This is a genomic window from Mycobacterium sp. 852002-53434_SCH5985345, from assembly GCF_001667155.1.
Taxonomy (GTDB): domain Bacteria; phylum Actinomycetota; class Actinomycetes; order Mycobacteriales; family Mycobacteriaceae; genus Mycobacterium.
In genome coordinates, this window is sequence record NZ_LZIE01000074.1 from 233372 (window position 1) to 251806 (window position 18435).

17 protein-coding genes and 1 tRNA gene are annotated in these 18435 nt (G+C 68.9%); 6 read left to right on the plus strand and 12 right to left on the minus strand.

What is annotated here, in order from left to right:
• Positions 1-14: 14 nt before the first annotated feature.
• Complete coding sequence (locus A5756_RS18655) at positions 15-716, plus strand: glycosyltransferase family 2 protein (RefSeq protein WP_066955600.1); 702 nt, start codon at positions 15-17, stop codon at positions 714-716.
• Positions 713-1054: a DUF2304 domain-containing protein gene (locus tag A5756_RS18660; protein ID WP_066955604.1), complete on the plus strand. Its 342-nt coding sequence runs from the start codon at positions 713-715 to the stop codon at positions 1052-1054. The genes A5756_RS18655 and A5756_RS18660 overlap by 4 nt, the downstream gene beginning before the upstream one ends.
• On the opposite strand, the gene A5756_RS18665 is transcribed toward A5756_RS18660, so the two are convergent.
• Positions 1051-1995 carry an NAD-dependent epimerase/dehydratase family protein gene (locus tag A5756_RS18665; RefSeq protein ID WP_156659636.1) on the minus strand — a complete coding sequence of 315 codons (945 nt, stop codon included), beginning with the start codon at positions 1993-1995 and terminating at the stop codon, positions 1051-1053. The two genes, A5756_RS18660 and A5756_RS18665, sit on opposite strands and share 4 nt — an antisense overlap.
• Here A5756_RS18665 and A5756_RS18670 point away from each other — a divergent pair.
• Positions 1961-3769, plus strand: coding sequence for a hypothetical protein (locus tag A5756_RS18670; RefSeq protein ID WP_232005359.1), 1809 nt, complete (start codon positions 1961-1963; stop codon positions 3767-3769). The two genes, A5756_RS18665 and A5756_RS18670, sit on opposite strands and share 35 nt — an antisense overlap.
• Before the next feature lie 96 nt (positions 3770-3865).
• Here the strand turns inward: A5756_RS18670 and A5756_RS18675 are convergent.
• Together A5756_RS18675 and A5756_RS18680 are read right to left on the minus strand one after the other, a co-directional pair.
• Positions 3866-3941: transfer RNA gene (locus tag A5756_RS18675), tRNA-Thr, on the minus strand.
• A 54-nt stretch (positions 3942-3995) separates the two neighbouring features.
• Positions 3996-5204: a DNA polymerase III subunit delta' gene (locus A5756_RS18680; protein WP_066955610.1), complete on the minus strand. Its 1209-nt coding sequence runs from the start codon at positions 5202-5204 to the stop codon at positions 3996-3998.
• 106 nt (positions 5205-5310) lie between these two features.
• On the opposite strand from A5756_RS18680, the gene A5756_RS18685 reads away from it, so the two are divergent.
• Positions 5311-6984, plus strand: a complete 1674-nt coding sequence (locus A5756_RS18685; RefSeq protein WP_231989174.1) for an adenylate/guanylate cyclase domain-containing protein — start codon at positions 5311-5313, stop codon at positions 6982-6984.
• A gap of 6 nt (positions 6985-6990) precedes the next feature.
• Here the strand turns inward: A5756_RS18685 and topA are convergent, their stop codons facing one another.
• The 3 genes from topA to cspA form a co-directional block, all read right to left on the minus strand.
• Complete coding sequence (gene topA, locus A5756_RS18690) at positions 6991-9789, minus strand: type I DNA topoisomerase (protein WP_066955615.1); 2799 nt, start codon at positions 9787-9789, stop codon at positions 6991-6993.
• A gap of 193 nt (positions 9790-9982) precedes the next feature.
• On the minus strand, positions 9983-10573 hold the full coding sequence (locus A5756_RS18695) for a hypothetical protein (RefSeq protein WP_066955618.1): 591 nt from the start codon (positions 10571-10573) through the stop codon (positions 9983-9985).
• 143 nt (positions 10574-10716) lie between these two features.
• Complete coding sequence (gene cspA, locus A5756_RS18700) at positions 10717-10920, minus strand: cold shock protein CspA (RefSeq protein WP_066955621.1); 204 nt, start codon at positions 10918-10920, stop codon at positions 10717-10719.
• A gap of 257 nt (positions 10921-11177) precedes the next feature.
• Here cspA and A5756_RS18705 point away from each other — a divergent pair, with 257 nt between their 5' ends.
• Together A5756_RS18705 and A5756_RS18710 are read left to right on the plus strand one after the other, a co-directional pair.
• Positions 11178-13508, plus strand: coding sequence for a DEAD/DEAH box helicase (locus A5756_RS18705; RefSeq protein ID WP_066955624.1), 2331 nt, complete (start codon positions 11178-11180; stop codon positions 13506-13508).
• 238 nt (positions 13509-13746) lie between these two features.
• A complete protein-coding gene (locus A5756_RS18710; protein ID WP_066955626.1) occupies positions 13747-14784 on the plus strand; it encodes a PAS domain-containing protein in 1038 nt (345 codons plus the stop codon).
• On the opposite strand, the gene A5756_RS18715 is transcribed toward A5756_RS18710, so the two are convergent.
• Genes A5756_RS18715 through A5756_RS18740 form a run of 6 tightly spaced genes read right to left on the minus strand, consistent with a single transcriptional unit; the run spans position 14781 to position 18413 of the window.
• The gene (locus A5756_RS18715) at positions 14781-16322 is read right to left on the minus strand and encodes a radical SAM protein (protein WP_066956010.1); all 1542 of its coding nucleotides are present in this window, start codon (positions 16320-16322) and stop codon (positions 14781-14783) included. The genes A5756_RS18710 and A5756_RS18715 overlap by 4 nt on opposite strands.
• Before the next feature lie 5 nt (positions 16323-16327).
• Positions 16328-16762: a hypothetical protein gene (locus tag A5756_RS18720; protein WP_066955629.1), complete on the minus strand. Its 435-nt coding sequence runs from the start codon at positions 16760-16762 to the stop codon at positions 16328-16330.
• Positions 16759-17544: a prolipoprotein diacylglyceryl transferase gene (locus A5756_RS18725; RefSeq protein ID WP_066955632.1), complete on the minus strand. Its 786-nt coding sequence runs from the start codon at positions 17542-17544 to the stop codon at positions 16759-16761. Before A5756_RS18725 ends, A5756_RS18720 begins: the two co-directional genes overlap by 4 nt.
• Before the next feature lie 29 nt (positions 17545-17573).
• Entirely contained in the window at positions 17574-17864 is a 291-nt protein-coding gene (locus tag A5756_RS26000) for an Rv3654c family TadE-like protein (RefSeq protein WP_369817289.1), read from the minus strand.
• A gap of 31 nt (positions 17865-17895) precedes the next feature.
• Positions 17896-18198, minus strand: coding sequence for a TadE family type IV pilus minor pilin (locus A5756_RS26005; RefSeq protein ID WP_156659638.1), 303 nt, complete (start codon positions 18196-18198; stop codon positions 17896-17898).
• Positions 18199-18221: 23 nt separating this feature from the next.
• Positions 18222-18413, minus strand: coding sequence for a DUF4244 domain-containing protein (locus A5756_RS18740; protein WP_066955635.1), 192 nt, complete (start codon positions 18411-18413; stop codon positions 18222-18224).
• Positions 18414-18435: the final 22 nt, after the last annotated feature.

The window sequence follows — 18435 nt, forward strand, 5'->3', positions numbered from 1 at the left end:
ACCTTGTGGGCTAGATGGTTACTGACTCCAAATACTCGGGCGCCTGGATCGTCATCCCCGCCTTCAACGAAGCCACCGTCATCGGCGAGGTGGTCGCCGATGTGCGCTCGATCTTCGACAATGTCGTCTGTGTGGACGACGGCAGCACCGACGGCACCGGCGAGGCGGCCAGGCGGGCCGGTGCTCATCTGGTGCGGCATCCGATCAACCTGGGCCAGGGCGCGGCCATCCAGACCGGCGTCGAATACGCCCGCAAACAGCCTGGGGCGCAGGTGTTCGCCACGTTCGACGGCGACGGGCAGCATCGGGTCAAGGATCTGGCCGCGATGGTGGACCGGCTTTGCGCGGAGGACGTCGACGTGGTCATCGGGACGCGGTTCGGCGCGCCCGGTGGCACCCGGCCGCCGTTCGTGAAGCGGCTGGTTCTGCAGACCGCCGCGCGCCTGAGCCGTCGTGGTCGCCGACTTGGCTTGACCGACACCAACAATGGGTTGCGGGTCTTCAACAAGAAGGTTGCCGACGGACTGGATATCACCATGAGCGGCATGAGCCACGCCAACGAGTTCATCATGCTGATCGCCGAAAACCATTGGCGCGTTGTCGAACAACCGGTCGAGGTGCTCTACACCGATTACTCCAAGTCGAAGGGACAGCCGCTTCTCAACGGCGTCAACATCATCTTCGACGGGTTCCTGCGAGGGAGGATTCCAAGATGAACTGGATCCAGGTGCTGCTGATCGGGTCGATCATCGCGCTGCTGGTCTATCTGCTGCGGTCGCGGCGGAACGCGCGGTCCCGGGCCTGGGTCAAGGTGGGCTACATCGTCTTCGTGCTGGCCGGTGTCTATGCCGTGCTGCGGCCCGACGACACCACGGTCGTGGCGCAGTGGTTCGGGGTGCGCCGCGGCACCGACCTGATGCTGTACGCGCTCGTGATGGCCTTCTGCTTCACCACGCTCAGCACGTATATGCGGTTCAAGGACCTGGAACTGCGATATGCCCGGCTCGCCCGCGCCCTGGCGCTCGAGGGCGCGCAGGCGCCCGAACACAGCTAGACCGTCTGGCCGCTGCGGAAGTACTCGACCGTGCGGCGCACGCCGTCGTCGAGCCGGACCTGCGGACGCCACCCCAAAACCCGTTCGGCCAAACCGATGTCGAGGCACGACCGCCTCAGGTCGCCCAGGCGGTCCGGATGAAACTCCGGGTCGTCGGGCCCCCCGACCGCCGCGGCCACGGCCGAATGCAGTTGCCGGTCCGAGGTTTCCATTCCGGTGCCGATGTTGAACCGCTGGCCGCCGCCGGCCTCCCCCGCGGCCTTGACGAAGGCGTCCACCACGTCGTCGACGAACACGTAGTCGCGGGTCTTGCTGCCGTCGCCGAACACCTTGGTGGGCTTACCCGACAGCAGCGCCTGGGCGAAGATCGCCACGACGCCGGCTTCGCCGTGCGGGTCCTGCCGCGGTCCGTAGACGTTGGCCGGAGCGATGTGCGAGCAGTCCAGGCCGTAGAGGTGGCGGAAGGTGTTCAGGTAGATCTCGCCCGCCACCTTTCCCGCGGCATACGGCGAGGCCGGGTCGGTCGGCACCGTCTCGGGCGTCGGGTACACCGGCGGGGTGCCGTAGATGGATCCGCCCGACGAGGTGTGCACGATCTTGCGCACCCCCGTCCGCCGCGCCGCCTCCGCCACGCGCACCGTACCGATCACGTTGACCGAGGCGTCGAATTGCGGGTCGGCCACCGAGTGCCGCACGTCGATTTGAGCCGCCAGGTGGAACACCACCTCGGGCCGGTGCTCGTCGAGGATGGCCTGCAGATCGGCGGTGACGATGTCCGCCTCGACAAAGACGTGCGCGGGGTTGTCGGCCAGGTGCTCGAGGTTGGTCGCGCGACCGGTGGCGAAGTTGTCCAGCCCCACAACGGTGTGGCCGTCGGCCAGCAGACGGTCGACTAGCGTCGACCCGATGAATCCGGCTGCCCCGGTAACCAGTGCGCGCACCGGCCCACCATACATACTGGCCCTGGCCGCGGCGCTGATCGCCATTCAGCTGGGCATACGCGCGGTGCTGGCGTTCGGCGGCTATTTCTACTGGGACGACCTGATCCTCATCGGGAAGGCCGGCACCCACAACCTGCTCTCGCCGGCGTACCTGTTCGACGACCACGACGGCCACGTCATGCCGGGCGCTTTCCTGCTCGGCGGCCTCATCGTCCGGCTGGCTCCGCTGAACTGGACCGGGCCGGCGATCAGCCTGCTGGTGCTGCAGCTGCTGGCCTCGCTGGCGCTGCTGCGCGCCCTGTACGTCATCCTCGGCCGGCGGCCGGTGCTGCTGGTCCCGCTGACCTTCGCGCTGTTCACCCCGTTGGCGGTACCGGGGTTCGCGTGGTGGGCGGCGGCGCTGAACTCACTGCCGATGCTGGCGGCGCTGGCATGGGTGTGCGCCGACGCCATCCTGCTGGTGCGGACGGGAAACCAGCGCTATGCGATAACCGGGACGCTGGCCTACTTCGGTGGGCTGCTGTTCTTCGAGAAGGCGGCGGTCATCCCGTTCGTCGCGTTCGCGGTGGTAGCGCTGCTGCGTCACGTCGACGGCGACCGGGCGGCGCTGCTGACGGTGTGGCGCGCCGGGCGGCGGCTATGGGTAGCGACGCTGGCGCTCACCGCGGGCTGGATCGCGCTCTACCTGGCCGTCGTCAACCAAGGCCGGTGGAGCTCGGACCTGGCGATGACGGCGGACCTGCTGGCGCGATCGATCACGCACGGCATCGTCCCCGGGCTTGCCGGGGGCCCGTGGCACTGGGACCGGTGGGCGCCGGCCTCACCGTGGGCCACGCCCCCGCCGCTCGTGATGGCGCTCGGCTGGCTGGTGCTGGGCGGCACCGTGGCGGTCTCGCTTGTGCGCAAGCAGCGCATCGTACCGGTGTGGCTGACCGCGGCCGGCTACGCCGTCGCCTGCCAGGTGCCGATCTATCTGATGCGCTCGTCGAAGCTGACCGCGCTGGAACTCGCCCAAACCTTGCGCTATTTCCCGGATCTCGTCTTCGTGTTGGCGCTGCTGGCCGCCGTCGCGTTCTGCGCGCCGAACCGGCCCGCCGCGCCGCGCTGGCTGGACGCCTCACCCAGACGCACCGCGGCGACGCTGGGTGTGACGGCGTTGTTCGTGGCCAGCAGCCTGTATTCGACGGCGACCTTCTTGATCAGCTGGCGGGACAACCCGGCCCAGCGCTATCTACAGAACGCCCGGGCCGATCTGGCCGCGGCGCACGCGGCCTCCACGGCGCCGCTGCTGGACCAAGAGGTCGATCCGCTGGTGCTGCAACGGGTGGCGGCGCCGGAGAACCTGGCCAGCCACCTGTTCGCCCTGCTGCACGACCGGCCCGAATTCGCCTCCGCCACAACTCAATTGCGCATGCTTGACAGCTCGGGCCGACTGGTCAAGGCGCGGGTGACCTGGGTGCGGACCATCGTGCCCGGCCCCATGCCGCAGTGCGGCTACTTCGCGCAGCCGGACAAGCCGGCGCGCCTGGTCCTGGACGGCCCGCTGCTGCCCGCCGACTGGAGCGTCGAGCTCAATTACCTGGCCAACAGCGAGGGAACGATGACGCTGGCGCTGACGCAGGGACCCGACGTCAAGGTCCCCGTGCATCCCGGGCTCAACCGGGTCTTCGCCCGGCTGCCCGGCGCCGGGGACGCGATCACCGTGCGCGCCAACACCACCGCGCTGGCGTTATGCGTCGCGTCGGGTCCGGTGGGGTTCCTGGCGCCGGCCTAGCCGCGCACTCGCCGAGCCATCGGCACCGACGGTCACGCCGGCGTGACGCTGGACGCCGAACGTCGCCCTGGCGTGATGCTGGGTGGAGAAGAATTGTGGAGCCGCCTGGGGGAATCGAACCCCCGACCTATTCATTACGAGTGAATCGCTCTACCGACTGAGCTAAGGCGGCACACCCTCACGCCGGGCGGCACGAGTCTACGGCAGGCGGGCGGGCGCGACGAAATTAATCGCGCAGTTCCTGGCCAAAGGTGGCCACCATGGCGTCGACGGCGAACTTGGGCTTGACGTTGATCGCCAACGCCTCGCGGCACTCCAGCACCGCCTCGATGCAGCGCAGCAACCGCTGCGGCGGGGCGTGGGCGGCCAGCGCCGCCACCCGATCGGCCATATCCGGATGATTGGGCCGCACCGAGCCCGCGCCCGACGAAACCATGAGCGCGTCCCGGAAATAGTTCGCCAAGTCGATCAGCGCCCGATCCAGCGCGTCGCGTGAGGCCCGGGTTTGACGCGACTTCTGGCGCCGTTCCAGGTCTTTCATCGCGCCCGTGGCGCCCCGCATCGCCCCGGCGGTGCCCTTACCCGTGCCGCCGGCGCCCAGCGCCGTACGCAACTCCTCGGTCTCGGCCTCGGCGCGGTCCGCCGTGAGCACCAAGGCCTCGGCTTCGGCCGCGGCCACCAGCTCCTCGGCGGCGGCGTACGCCCGCGACGGCGTCGCGGCGTCGCGCACCAGCGCCAGCGCCCGCTCGCGGCGTTCCCGGGCCTCGGAATCGGTGGCCAGCCGGCGCGCCCGGCCCACGTGGCCGCCGCTGACCGACGCCGCCCAGTTCGCGGTGTCCGGAGTCAAGCCGTCGCTCTCGATCAGGACGCGCGCGATCGCCTCGGTCGGCGGGGTGACCAGCGCGACGTGCCGGCAGCGGGAACGCAACGTGATGGCGATGTCCTCGGGATCCACCGACGGCGCGCACAGCAGGAACACGGTCGACGGCGGCGGCTCCTCGACGACCTTGAGCAGCGCGTTGGCGGCGCCCTCGGTGAGCCGGTCGGCGTCCTCGATCACCACGATCTGCCGGTGCCCGGTGGCCGGACGCCGGGACGCGATCTGCACGATGGCACGCATCTCGTCCACCCCGATGGACAGCCCTTCGGGGATCACCCGGCGCACATCGGAGTGGGTGCCGGCCATGGTCGTCGTGCACGCCCGGCATTGCCCGCACCCCGGTTCCCCATCGGAGGTGCACTGCAGCGCGGCGGCGAAGCACAGCGCCGCGACCGAGCGCCCCGACCCGGGGGGACCCGTGATCAGCCATGCATGTGTCATAGTCCCGGCGCCCGCTTCGCTGTGAACCAGATCACCGCGCGCCGCCCTCGCGGCGGCGAGCAGTTCGGCCGTCACCACGTCCTGGCCTACCAGCCGCGTAAACACCCCGGACATCACGGGTAACAGTAGCCACCACCGCCGACATATACCGATCGGCCACCGTATTGGGACAATCCCGTTACATTTCGGCTCTTTTCGGCCCGAATGGGGGCCCGCCGAGATCGTTGTAAGTTTCCGACAAGTCCCTGCTGACCGATACGGTGGGATCGTGGCAACAGCGGGAGCACTGCCCGGGCGGATCAGCGCATTCGTCCGGTGGGTGGTGCGTACCCCGTGGCCGTTGTTCTCGCTGAGCATGCTCCAGGCCGACATCATCGGCGCCCTGTTCGTGCTGGGCTTCCTGCGTTACGCCCTGCCCCCCGAGGATCGCATCCAGTTGCAGGATCTGCCGGTCCTGAATCTGGCGGTCTTCGCGACCGCGCTGGTGGTGCTGTTCCTGGCCGGCTGGATGGTCAACCTGAAGCTGCTGATGCCGGTCTTCCGCTGGCAGCGCCGCGACAACCTGCTCGCCGAGGCCGACCCGGCCGCCACCGAGCTGGCGCGCAGCCGCGCCCTGCGAATGCCCTTCTATCGCACGCTGATCAGCATGGCGGCCTGGTGCATCGGCGGCGTGGTGTTCATCATCGCCAGCTGGTCGGTGGCCCGATTCGCCGCTCCCGTCGTCGCCGTCGCCACCGGGCTCGGCGCCGCGGCGACCGCGATCATCGGCTACCTGCAGTCCGAGCGGGTGCTGCGGCCGGTGGCCGTGGCGGCCCTGCGCAGCGGCGTGCCCGAGAACGTGCAGGCGCCCGGCGTCATCCTGCGGCAGATCCTGACGTGGATGCTGTCCACCGCCGTCCCGGTGCTGGCCATTGTGCTGGCGGTGATGGCGGACAAGGCATCCCTGCTGCACGCCACGCCGGAGAAGCTGTTCACCCCCATCCTGTTGCTGGCGCTGGCAGCGTTGGGCATCGGCTTCGTCAGCACCCTGCTGGTGGCCATGTCGATCGCCGACCCGCTGCGCCAGCTGCGCTGGGCGCTGTCCGAGGTGCAGCGCGGAAACTACAACGCGCACATGCAGATCTACGACGCCAGCGAGCTGGGCCTGCTGCAGGCCGGCTTCAACGACATGGTGCGTGACCTGTCCGAGCGGCAGCGGCTGCGCGACCTGTTCGGCCGCTATGTCGGTGAAGACGTCGCGCGCCGCGCCCTGGAACGCGGCACCGAGCTGGGCGGTCAGGAGCGCCACGTTGCGGTGCTGTTCGTCGACCTAGTCGGCTCCACCAAGCTGGCCGCGACCCGCCCGCCCGCCGAGGTGGTCCACCTGCTCAACGAGTTCTTCCGCGTGGTGGTCGAAACCGTGGGCCGGCACGGCGGTTTCGTCAACAAGTTCCAGGGCGACGCCGCCCTGGCCATCTTCGGTGCGCCGATCGAACACCCCGACGCTTCCGGCGGGGCGCTCGCCGCGGCGCGCGAGCTGCACGACGAGCTGCTCCCGGTCATCGGGTCGGCGGAGTTCGGCATCGGCGTCTCGGCGGGCAGGGCGATCGCCGGGCACATCGGCGCGCAGGCCCGCTTCGAATACACCGTGATCGGCGACCCGGTCAACGAGGCCGCTCGGCTGACCGAGCTGGCCAAGCTCGAGTCCGGCCACGTGCTGGCGTCGGCGATCGCCGTCAGCGGCGCGCTGGACGCCGAGGCGTTGTGCTGGGACGTGGGCGAAGTCGTCGAGCTGCGGGGCCGCACCGCCCCCACTCAGCTGGCCCGGCCGGTCAAGCTGGCCGGAGTCACGGACTCCCAGCCCGTGCGGGCCCCCGAAGAGGTGCACAGCGAGTCGATCGGTCCGGGCTACTAGCCCGGGCTAGCTGCTGCGCTTGGCGGCCTTCTTGGCCGGGGCCTTCTTGCGGGCGGCCTTCTTCGCGGGACGCTTCACCGGACCACGGGCCCGCCGATCGGCCAGCAGTTCGGCGGCGCGTTCGTCGGTGATCGACAGGACGTCGTCGCCCTTGCGCAGGCTCGCGTTCGTCTCGCCGTCGGTGACGTAGGGACCGAATCGGCCGTCCTTGATCACCATCGGCTTGCCGGTCGCCGGGTCGGCGCCCAGCTCCCGCAACGGTGGCGCGGCCGCGGCCTGCCTGCCGCGGCGTTTGGGTTCGGCGTAGATCTTCAGCGCCTCGTCGAGCGTGATCTCGAAGATCTGGTCCTCAGTAGCCAGTGAACGAGAGTCGGTGCCGCGCTTGAGGTATGGGCCGTAGCGGCCGTTTTGTGCGGTGATCTCCTCACCCGTCTGCGGGTCCACGCCGACCACCCGGGGCAGCGACAGCAACTTCAGCGCGTCCTCGAGGGTGACGGTCTGCAGGTCCATGCTGCGCAGCAGCGAGCCGGTGCGCGGCTTGGGTCCCGTCGGCTTCTTCCCCTTCTTGGCCGGGGCGCCGCCTTCGTCGTCTTCCGGTGGCGGCGGGAGGATCTCGGTCACGTAGGGGCCGTACCGGCCGTCCTTGGCGACGATCTCGTGACCAGTCTCCGGGTCGACGCCCAACGCGCGTCCCTCTTGCGGCGTGGCGAACAGCTCCTCGGCCACCTCCAGGGTCAGCTCGTCCGGCGTCAGCGAATCGTTGAGATTGGCGCGCTGCGGCCCGAGCTCACCCTCGTCGTTGGTCACCATGCGTTCCAGGTAGGGCCCGTTCTTGCCCACCCGGACGTACACGGGGCGACCCTGATCGTCGTCAAACAGCTTGATGGAGTTGACTTCTCGGGCATCGATGCCTTCGAGGTTGACGCCGACGAGCTTCTTCAGGCCGCCGGAGCGCGCCACCGAATCGGCCACTCCGTGGTCGCCGCCGAAGTAGAAGCGGTTGAGCCAGTCGGTGCGCCGCTCCTGCCCCGAGGCGATCGCGTCGAGCTCGTCCTCCATCGCGGCGGTGAAGCCGTAATCGACCAGCCGGCCGAAATGGCGCTCCAGCAAACCGATTACAGCGAACGCGACCCACGAGGGCACCAGGGCGCTGCCCTTCTTGTGCACGTAACCGCGGTCCTGGATGGTCTTGATGATCGACGAGTACGTCGACGGCCGGCCGATGCCCAGCTCCTCGAGCGCCTTCACCAGCGACGCCTCCGTATAGCGTGCCGGCGGGTTGGTGGCGTGGCCGTCGGGCGTCAGCTCGATGGCGTCCAGCCGCTGGCCCTGCGTCAACTGCGGCAGCCGGCTCTCGGCGTCATCGGCCTCGCCGCCGGCCAATTCGTCGACGGTCTCCACGTAGGCCTTCAAGAAGCCGGCGAAGGTGATGGTGCGCCCGCTGGCGCTGAAGACGACCTGGCGGCCGTCGGATTCGCCGTTGATCCGCAGGCTCAGCGTCGTCCCGCGCGCGTCGGCCATCTGCGAGGCCACGGTGCGCTGCCAGATCAGCTCGTAGAGCCGGAATTCGTCGCCGTCGAGCTCGCGGCGCACCGCGTCCGGGGTGGCGAAGGTCTCACCGGCGGGCCGGATCGCCTCGTGCGCCTCCTGAGCGTTCTTCACCTTGCGGGTGTACTGGCGCGGCGACGGGGAGACGTACTCCTCGCCGTAGAGCTGCCGCGCCTGCGTGCGCGCGGCGTTGATGGCCGACTGCGACAGCGTCGTCGAGTCGGTACGCATATAGGTGATGTAGCCGTTCTCGTAGAGCCGCTGGGCGATGCTCATGGTGCGCTCCGAGGAGAACCGCAACTTGCGGCCGGCCTCCTGCTGCAGCGTCGACGTCATGAACGGCGCGTAGGGCCGGCGGGTGTAGGGCTTCTCCTCCACCGAGGCGACCGACAGCTGCGCCCCGTGCAGCCCGCTGGCCAGCTCGGTCGCCCGGGCCTCGTCCAGCACGGTCACCTCGTCGGCCTTGCGCAGCTGGCCCAGCGAGTCGAAGTCGCGGCCGGTGGCAACGCGCAGGCCGTCGACGCTGGTCAGCCGGGCGGTGAAGGTCGGCGGTGCGGCCTGCGGGTCGGACACGCTGGCGTCCAGCCGGGCCAGGATGTCCCAGTAGGAGGCGCTGCGGAACGCCATGCGGTCGCGTTCCCGCTGCACGATGATGCGTGTGGCCACCGACTGGACCCGCCCCGCCGACAGCTTCGGTGCCACCTTCTTCCACAGCACCGGGCTGACCTCGTAGCCGTACAGCCGGTCCAGGATGCGGCGGGTTTCCTGCGCGTCGACCAGGTCGATGTCCAGGTCACGGGGGTTCTCGGCGGCCTCCAGGATCGCCGGCTCGGTGATCTCGTGAAACACCATCCGCTTGACCGGGACGTTCGGCTTCAGGGTCTCCAGCAGGTGCCAGGCGATGGCTTCGCCCTCGCGGTCACCATCCGTGGCCAGGTAGAGCTCGTCGACGCCCTTGAGCAGGCCCTTCAGCTCGCTTACGGTGCTCTTCTTCTCGGGGCTGATGATGTAGAGCGGCTCGAAGTCGTGATCCACGTTGACACCGAGGCGGGCCCACGGCTCCGACTTGTATTTCGCCGGCACGTCGGCCGCGGCGCGGGGCAGGTCGCGGATGTGGCCACGCGAGGATTCGACGATGTAGTTGGAGCCCAGGTAACCGGCCAATTTGCGCGCTTTGGTCGGCGACTCGACGATGACGAGTCGCCTACGGCTCCCAGCCCGGCCGCTCTCGCGGTCCTTGAGATTCGGGTCGGCCAACTACGCTTACGCTCCATCCTTGATCCCGGCCCCCCTGCGAGGCCGCCCCGCAGAAGAATGACAGGCCGGCGTCAAAAATTCCGCGGAAATTCAGATACGCCAGCGTTCCTTCGCCCTCGGGCACCTGACAATTTCGCACCCTGAGGCGCGACTGCGCAAACCGGCCGCCGGAAACACAAATCTTTTTCGACGGTTATACCCGCGGCCACACCGATGACGCGTCGACGCCGTCGGGGGCGTCCCCCACGTTCTCTACCAGGCGCGATAGCCGGCGACGGCCGCTGATCCGCAGTGCCGGCCTGCCGCCGCGGGTGCCGATCAATGTGGGGGCGATTCCGACCCGCATCAAAGCCGACGCCAGTGGGGAATGGGTATCGGGCGCGTGGGGATCCAGGCCCAACAGGTAATGGTCGCCCTCGGGATGACCGGCCGCCAGCGTCCAGGCCCGCAATTCCCGCGGCCCGGGCAGCCAGCGCGGCGGCACCGTTTTGACCGCGCCGCGCGTCCATTCGGCGGCCAAACTCACCAATGCGGCGGTGACCGCCGTCCGCACCAGCGGGGTGTCCTCGTCGGTGTGGCCGATCTCGGGCTCCAGCCCCGCTTCGCGGATCATCTCGGCCAGCGCGGCGGCCCGCCAGGCCTGGTCCACCACCACGGAAAGTCGCGCGCCCTGCGCCCCCGGACCGCCGACCATGACGATCTGACCGGAAGCCGCCAGCACCCCGGAGAGATCGGCTACCGCGGGCGGCACCGACTCCGCTGTGAAGAAGGAAAGCTGGCTCACGCCACCGACAGTAGGCCAGGTCGACCATCCGCGTCTTGAGGCAACCGGCGCGGCGGCGCTTCGGGACCGGACGGAATACGAAAACCCCCCGACGGGCCCGCTGGGCGGGACTGCACGGGGGGTTCGTGGAAGACCTGCTCCGGTTAAGCGGGGCGGACTCCGGTGGCCTGGGGGCCCTTAGGGCTGTGGCCGATTTCGAACTCGACCTTCTGGTTTTCTTCGAGGGTACGGAAGCCCGAACCCTGGATCTCCGTGTAGTGGACAAAAACATCTGCGGAACCGTCTTCGGGGGCAATGAACCCGAAGCCCTTCTCCGCGTTGAACCACTTCACAGTTCCCTGTGGCATCTCTCGATCTTTCCTTTTCTTCTGGGTGCGGGGCACCGCCTGCCGATGCCCCGGGCCTGGTACGACCGCCATACCTCGCTCAGTCGCCGGAACTTCACCCGACCGATTAACCTCGCAGGAACCGCGGCCGCAACGTCGATCCTGCGAAAGTTTGCACGAACACAGAAGCTGCGACCGCGAATAGTCAACCATGTTCATCGCTTCGGCGACAGACTTGCGTCTTGGACTCATTCCAAGCCGATCCCAGGAGGGTGCGAATGGCGAGTTTCGGCAGCGACCTGCTCGCCGCCGCGCTCGCCGGTACCGACGCCGACGAGCATCCACTGCGGCACGTCGCCGAACTGCCGCCACGAAGCGGCCGTCCGCACAGTTGGCCGGGTTGGGCCGAGCCGGACGTGGTGCGCGCGTTCACCGACCGCGGGGTGATTTCGCCCTGGTCACACCAGTCGGCCGCCGCGGAACTGGCGCACGCCGGCCGTCATGTGGTGGTGAGCACCGGGACCGCGTCGGGCAAGTCATTGGCGTATCAGCTTCCCGTTCTCAATGCGCTGACCATCGATCCGCGCGCCCGGGTGTTGTATCTGTCCCCGACGAAGGCGCTGGGCCACGACCAGTTGCGGGCCGCGCACGCGCTGACGGCCGCCGTTCCACGGCTGCATGACGTGGCGCCCACCGCCTACGACGGCGACAGCCCCCCGGAAGTCCGCCGGTTCGCGCGGGAGCGATCCCGGTGGCTGTTCTCCAATCCCGACATGATCCATTTGTCGATTTTGCGCAACCATGCCCGCTGGGCCGTGCTGCTGCGCGGTCTCCGCTTCGTGATAGTCGACGAATGCCATTACTACCGTGGGGTTTTCGGCTCCAACGTGGCGATGGTGTTGCGGCGGTTGCTGCGGCTGTGCGCGCGCTACTCGTCCGCGCCCACGGTCATCTTCGCCAGCGCGACCACCGACGAACCGGGCGCGACGGCCGCCGAGCTCATCGGGCTACCGGTCGAGGAGGTCACCGAGGACGGTTCGCCGCAGGGCGCCCGGACGGTCGCGTTGTGGGAACCGGCGCTGCGCGCCGACCTGCTCGGTGAGAATGGCGCGCCAGTGCGTCGCTCGGCCGGAGCGGAGGCGGCGCGGGTGATGGCCGACCTGATCGCCGAAGGGGCGCAGACGCTGACGTTCGTGCGGTCGCGCCGCGCCGCTGAGTTGACGGCGTTGGGCACGCAGGCGCGATTGGACGAGATCGCCCCCGGGCTCTCCGGCAAGGTGGCGTCGTATCGGGCCGGGTATCTCGCCGAGGACCGCACCGCGTTGGAGCGGGCCCTCGCAGAGGGCCGGTTGCGCGGCCTGGCCACCACGAACGCCCTGGAGTTGGGTGTCGACATCGCCGGGCTGGACGCGGTGGTCCTCGCCGGGTTCCCGGGCACGGTCGCCTCGTTCTGGCAGCAGGCCGGCCGGTCGGGCCGGCGCGGGCAGGGCGCGCTGGTGGTGCTGATCGCCCGCGACGATCCGCTGGACACGTATCTGGTGCACAATCCCGCCGCGCTGCTGGGCAAGCCGGTCGAGCGGGTGGTGATCGACCCCGCCAACCCCTACATTCTGGGGCCCCAACTGCTCTGCGCCGCAACCGAAATGCCACTCGACGAGGCCGAGGTGCGCGACTTCGGGGCAACCGAGGTGGCCGAGGGTCTGATCGACGACGGACTGCTGCGGCGGCGCAACGGCAAGTACTTTCCCGCGGCAGGCCTAGAACCGCATGGGGCGGTGGACATCCGGGGGTCGTCGGGTGGCCAGATCGTCATCGTGGAGGCGGACACCGGGCGGCTGCTGGGCAGTACCGGTGTCGGTCAGGCCCCGGCATCGGTCCATCCGGGCGCCGTCTACCTCCATCAAGGGGAGAGCTATGTCGTCGACTCGTTGAACCTCGAGGATGCGATCGCCTTCGTGCACGCCGAGGACCCCGGGTACGCGACGTTTGCGCGGGAAATCACCGACATCACCGTCACCGGTACCGGCGAACGCACGCGGTTCGGGTCCGTCACCCTGGGTCTGGTGCCCGTCACCGTCACCCACCAAGTGGTGGGGTATCTGCGTCGCCGCCTTTCCGGTGAGGTGATCGACTTCATCGAGTTAGACATGCCGGAACACACGCTGGCGACTACCGCGGTCATGTACACCATCACCGAAGAGGCCTTGCTGCGCAAGGGGATTGATGCGCCGCGGATCCCCGGATCACTGCACGCCGCCGAGCACGCGGCGATCGGCCTGCTGCCGCTGGTGGCCAGCTGCGATCGGGGCGATATCGGCGGCTTGTCCACCGCGGTGGGACCGGACCCGGCCGGTCTGCCCAGTGTCTTCGTGTACGACGGGTATCCGGGCGGCGCCGGGTTCGCCGAGCGCGGTTTTCGCCAGGCGCGTACCTGGCTGGGAGCGACCGCCGCCGCCATCGAGGCATGTGAGTGCCCCCGGGGTTGTCCGTCCTGCGTGCAGTCCCCGAAATGCGGCAACGGCAACGACCCCCTCGACAAGGAGGGTGCGGTGCGGGTGTTGCAACTGGTCCTCACGGAGCTGCCGCACGTCGAGCAATCCGGCGGATGACGACCGACCCCTCGACGGTCGACCCCACGGATGCCAGCTGACGGGCCAACGGACGCTCATCGGTGAGCGGCGACACCCCGACCTCGCGGGCGCAGCAGCAAACTACCAAGGCCACAACAACATTGGCAAGTTTCACCGGCTCACCGGCGGGGCGACGCTGAAGGCCCGCGGACGGCGCCGACATGGCCGGTAGGCCCGAGGTCCCAACAATGCGGGCCGTCGCCGTAAAATCGGCGGCATGGGCCACGACTGGTTGCTCGTGGAGACGCTGGGGGGTGAACCCACCGTGGTGGCGCAGGGACGCCAATTGAAAAATCTCGTCCCGATCACCACGTTCATGCGCCGCAGTCCCTATCTCTCCGCGGTTCGGACGGCGATCGCCGAGTCGGTACAGACTGGTCAGAGCTTGACCAGCATCACTCCCAAGCGCGACCGCGTCATTCGCACCGAACCGGTGGTGATGTCCGACGGCCATATCCACGGGGTGCACGTGTGGACCGGCCCCGCCGACGTCGAGCCGCCCGAGCGGCCGACCCCCGGGCCGCTGAAGTGGGACCTGACCATGGGTGTCGCCACCGACACCCGGGAGTCGTTGGCCAACAGCGGAAAAAATCCCGAAGTCGAGGTCACCTTCGGCAGGGCCTTCGCGGAAGACCTTCCCTCGCGCGAGCTCAACCCCAACGAGACCAAGGTGCTGGCCATGGCCGTGAAGGCCGAGCCCGACCAAACACTGTGCAGCACTTGGGATCTCACCGATTGGCAGGGCAACCCCATGCGGATCGGCTTCGTCGCGCGCACCGGCCTGGAGGCGGGGCCCGACGGCCGGGACCACCTGGTCGCGCGGGCGATCAATTGGCGTGCCGAACTCAAGGGCCCGGGGGTCTCGACAGACGATCTGGCGCAACGGATCCTGAGCGGGCTCGCTCAGGCCGGCGTCCACCGCGCGCTGATCGACCTGAAGAACTGGGCTTTGCTGAAATGGCTGGACGAGCCCTGCACGTTCTACGACTGGCGCGGCAGTGAGACCGGCAAGCCGAAGGTTCACCCCGACGATCAGCACTTGGTGTCCTCGATGACCGAAGAATTCGCCCACGGTGCGACCAGCCGGGTGCTGCGAATGCCCGGCCATGACAACGATTGGGTGCCGGTGCACGTCACGGTCAACAGGGTGGAACTCGAACCGGATACCTACGCCGGACTGGTCTCGCTGCGGTTGCCCTCGGAAGAGGAACTCGCCGCCGCCGGATTTTCGGGCGGCCCCGACCCGACGGCCTAACCCACGACGGGCAGCAAGCGGTCGGCGGCGACCGACAGCCGCTGGCCCCCGAGTTGCGGCCACGCCTGCACCGCGCAGAACGGCGCGCACTGATCCTGCGACGACCTCGTGCCGACGTGCACGCAGCACTGCACCAGCCGCTCTTCGATCATCGTGGACATGTCCATGAACGGTTTGACCGTGACCCGAACGACACGCTCACCCAGCATCCGCCTCAGTTGGCGTCGCCGCCCCGGCAGGGCGGCCGACGCCACGGTGAGCAACGTCGCCATGCCCAGATCGCAGTTCTCGCAGATCATGCGCCACACGTCCGACATCGCAGGATGCGACAACGAAGACTGCTCCGACAGCAACCCCATCAGGGATTCCCGTACGGCCAGCCGCAATTCCCGGGGAATGTCGGAGTCGGCGATCCGGTTGGCGATCAACCCCAGCTTGTCCTTGAGGTTGTCGTGGCCCATCAGTGCGACCAGCGAGCGCCAGTTCCCGTTGTCCTCACGAAGCAGGTACCCGACCGAGCAGCAATGGGGGTGCGAGCATGGCAGCGCGGTCAGATCCCGCCAGGTGACCAGGCCGGTCGTCTGCGGTCCCAACCGCTTCAGCACACCGGTGTGGGTGAGGCGGCTGGCCGGGTCAATGAGACCCGAACGCCCGGAACCGAATTGCGGCTGGATGCAAACACCACCGACATAGGGCGTGTCCAGCGCCAGCTTGACGATGTCGCCGATCTCGGTGTCGTTGACACCGAGTGCCGCCGTCATCACGAGCGTGGTGAAGACCTCGCGTTCGGAAAGTCGCCGCAGCGCCGACTCCTTGAGGCGCGATAGGTCGCCGCCACGGTGATAGCGGTGCGCGGCCGGCGAGAGCCCGTCGTACTGCAGGTACACCTCGGTGCGTTCCCGGTGCTCGGTGAGCAGGTCGAGCAGCTCGTCATCCTGAGCTATCCGGATACCGTTGGTGTTCAGCAGGATTCGTGTTATCGGTCGCGAGCTGAGCTCGGCGAGCAGCTCGGGCAGCTGCGGGTGCAGGCTGGGCTCGCCACCGCTGAGCATCACCACATCCAGGCGGCCGTTCTCCCGTGCGAGCCGCTGGTCGACGTTGGCCAGCACGTCACCCACCGCGACGACATTGCGGAGGTCCGGCGAGGAATCGGCGAAACACGTTGGGCAGCGCAGGTTGCAGGTCGCGGCGATGTCCTCCAGCAGGATGCAGGTGTGTTGAGTCTGCATCGGCGGCAGGCCGCGTAGATAGGCCGACGGGATCGGGTCGAAGTTGTCCGGCTCATCGGGGACATGCGCCTTGGTGGGCGCGGTCCACTCCTCGAGGTAGGCAAGGATCTCGGGGTCTTCGTCGTACAGCGTTCGAACGAGCCCGTGTCTCGGGCAGCCCCGTTCCAGCCAGACCTGCCCGTCGCCGCGCACGGCCAGCCAGCCGCTGAGCCGTGCCACGTCGCCCAGCGGACGATCGGGTTCCTCGGCGTGACACTGGGGGCAAAACGCGTTGACGTAGCGGTGGATTCGGTCGCCCCGCAGTTCCATGCCGCTCATCGGGTGATGTGATAGAGCATCGGGTTCAATCCGGTACAGATGCCGACGGTGAAGATCGAGGTGAGTGCCCAGCCGATCATCAATCCCATGCCGATTCCCCTCGCCCAGGCACTCGTCTTCACGAACAACAGCGCTCCCCCGCCTGCGAACGCGATCAGCCCGAGCATGACGGCTCCGGCCGCGAAGGCGATCTTCGGAGCGACGGCATTGGCGAGCCCGAACAGCACCAGCGGGCCGACGACGGTGTTGATTCCGGCATACAGCGCCATCCCGGCGATGGCCGCGCCGAAGATTTCGCCGCCGCTCGGCTTGCTCGGCGGCGGTTGCCAGCCGGGGTAGGGCCGGTTCATGTCATAGGGATAACCGGGTGGGGGCCAGTCCGGGGGGCGCCAGCCGTCCGGCGGAGGCGGACCCGGCGGTGGGTTCGTCATGCGGGAACCGCCTCCCGTCGCAGCAAGGTGTCGTAGTGGCCCCGCCGATACCCCAGGCGCAGCCGGATGGCGATGAGCAGGAGCGAGGGCAGGAGAAACCACTGCGGCCGGGTCAGGCCCAGCCACACGGTCTCGTTGGCCCGGACGAACTCGACCAGGAACCGGAACACCGCATACCCCGCCACGTAGAGGACGAACAGCTCACCCGGATGACTTATCCGGTTGCGCAACCACAGCAGGACCGCGAACGCGGCCAGCTGAAAGGCGATTTCGTAGAGGAACGACGGGTGCATTGCCACGCCCGCGAGGCAACCGGGACATTTCGGTGTGCCGGCCGGGGCGTGGATGCCCCACGGCAGGCCGGTCGGGCGTCCCGGCGCTTCGGTGAGGTGGCAGCCGACGCGGCCGATCGCCATGCCCAGCGCGACCGCCGGAGCGAACAAGTCACCCGTCTTGCCGGTGTAGCCGCCGATGCGCTTGGCGATCAGGACGCCGAGGTAGGCGCCGCACAGTCCGCCCAGAATGCTGCGCGACCCGAATTCCCAGGCCTGTAGCAGCGACGGGTTGAGGCGGACGTCGAGGTGCTCGGCCCAACCGGAGAGGCGCATGCCCACCGCGCCACCGACCAGGGCGCCGGTCACCGCCACCAACGATTGTTCGTTGACCGCTCCGCGCCGGCGGGCCTCGACGATGAACACGACGGCGGCGGCCAGGACGCCCAGCGCGACGAAGACACCATGCACCGGCAACACGAACGGGCCGATCCGCCACTGCGGCACCACGTCGACAGACTATTACGCACGGGCCCGCGTCAGCCGCTAACGGGCCCCGCCCGCGCGGCGGCGATCGCCGCGCCGCCGAAGACCGCCACCCGGACCCTGACGACGACGTCGAGATCGTCCACGGCACAACTGGCGTCGCCGGTTTGCATCTGGTGGGCCACCGCCGTCGCGCGGGCGCAGGCGGCTTCGGCCCCCGCCGGCAGCCGGGCCGCCGCGGCCAACGCCGCCAGATCGGCCGCCGCCTGCGCGCGATGCCGCGCCACCACCACCGAACCGAGGTACGCCCCGCCCCCCGTGACGCACAGCAGCACCGCGACCATCCAGGCCGCGACCAGGGTGGCCGAGCCCCGATCATCCCGACGGCTCCGCCATCGAGACCGCTTTGGCCGCGATGTCGAGCGCCGGCAACAACTTCGAGCGCGCGACGACGGTGGCCACCAGGAACTCGCCGTCGCGCTGCACCTCGACCCGCGCCCCGCCGGGGGCGATGCGGCGAGCCGCGCCGAGCGCCGTGCGTTCGTCGCCGCGGGCCGCGAGCCGGGCCGCCTCGCGGGCGGCGTCCACGCAGCGAATCTGCATCGACACCGCGGTGACGCCGGCCAGACACAGCACCAGCACGACGACCAGCGTGGCGACGCCCAGCGCCGCCTCCACGGTGCTGGCACCCGCACCGCCGGCTAGACCTTGGTGTTGAGCGCGCGACCGATGATGTTGGTCAGCGCCGACACGACGGAGTCGCCGGTCACGACTGTGTACAGGATCGCACCGAAGGCGGCGGCGGCGATCGTGCCGATGGCGTATTCGACCGTGGACATGCCCGACTCGTCGGACACCAGGACCGTCACGCGGGCCAGTAGCCCTCGAAACATGTTGTGCAGCAATGCTTCCCTT

Bases quoted from the DNA above. Each gene is read 5' to 3' on its own strand.
- A5756_RS26000 (WP_369817289.1), bottom strand. From the start codon at position 17,864: ATGGTCGCGGTGCTGCTGTGCGTCACGGGGGGCGGGGCGTACCTCGGT.
- A5756_RS18670 (WP_232005359.1), top strand. From the start codon at position 1,961: ATGAATCCGGCTGCCCCGGTAACCAGTGCGCGCACCGGCCCACCATAC.
- A5756_RS18655 (WP_066955600.1), top strand. From the start codon at position 15: ATGGTTACTGACTCCAAATACTCGGGCGCCTGGATCGTCATCCCCGCC.
- A5756_RS18720 (WP_066955629.1), bottom strand. From the start codon at position 16,762: ATGACGAACCCACCGCCGGGTCCGCCTCCGCCGGACGGCTGGCGCCCC.
- A5756_RS18680 (WP_066955610.1), bottom strand. From the start codon at position 5,204: ATGTCCGGGGTGTTTACGCGGCTGGTAGGCCAGGACGTGGTGACGGCC.
- A5756_RS18705 (WP_066955624.1), top strand. From the start codon at position 11,178: ATGGCGAGTTTCGGCAGCGACCTGCTCGCCGCCGCGCTCGCCGGTACC.
- A5756_RS18715 (WP_066956010.1), bottom strand. From the start codon at position 16,322: ATGGAACTGCGGGGCGACCGAATCCACCGCTACGTCAACGCGTTTTGC.
- A5756_RS18660 (WP_066955604.1), top strand. From the start codon at position 713: ATGAACTGGATCCAGGTGCTGCTGATCGGGTCGATCATCGCGCTGCTG.
- A5756_RS18740 (WP_066955635.1), bottom strand. From the start codon at position 18,413: ATGTTTCGAGGGCTACTGGCCCGCGTGACGGTCCTGGTGTCCGACGAG.
- cspA (WP_066955621.1), bottom strand. From the start codon at position 10,920: ATGCCACAGGGAACTGTGAAGTGGTTCAACGCGGAGAAGGGCTTCGGG.
- A5756_RS18710 (WP_066955626.1), top strand. From the start codon at position 13,747: ATGGGCCACGACTGGTTGCTCGTGGAGACGCTGGGGGGTGAACCCACC.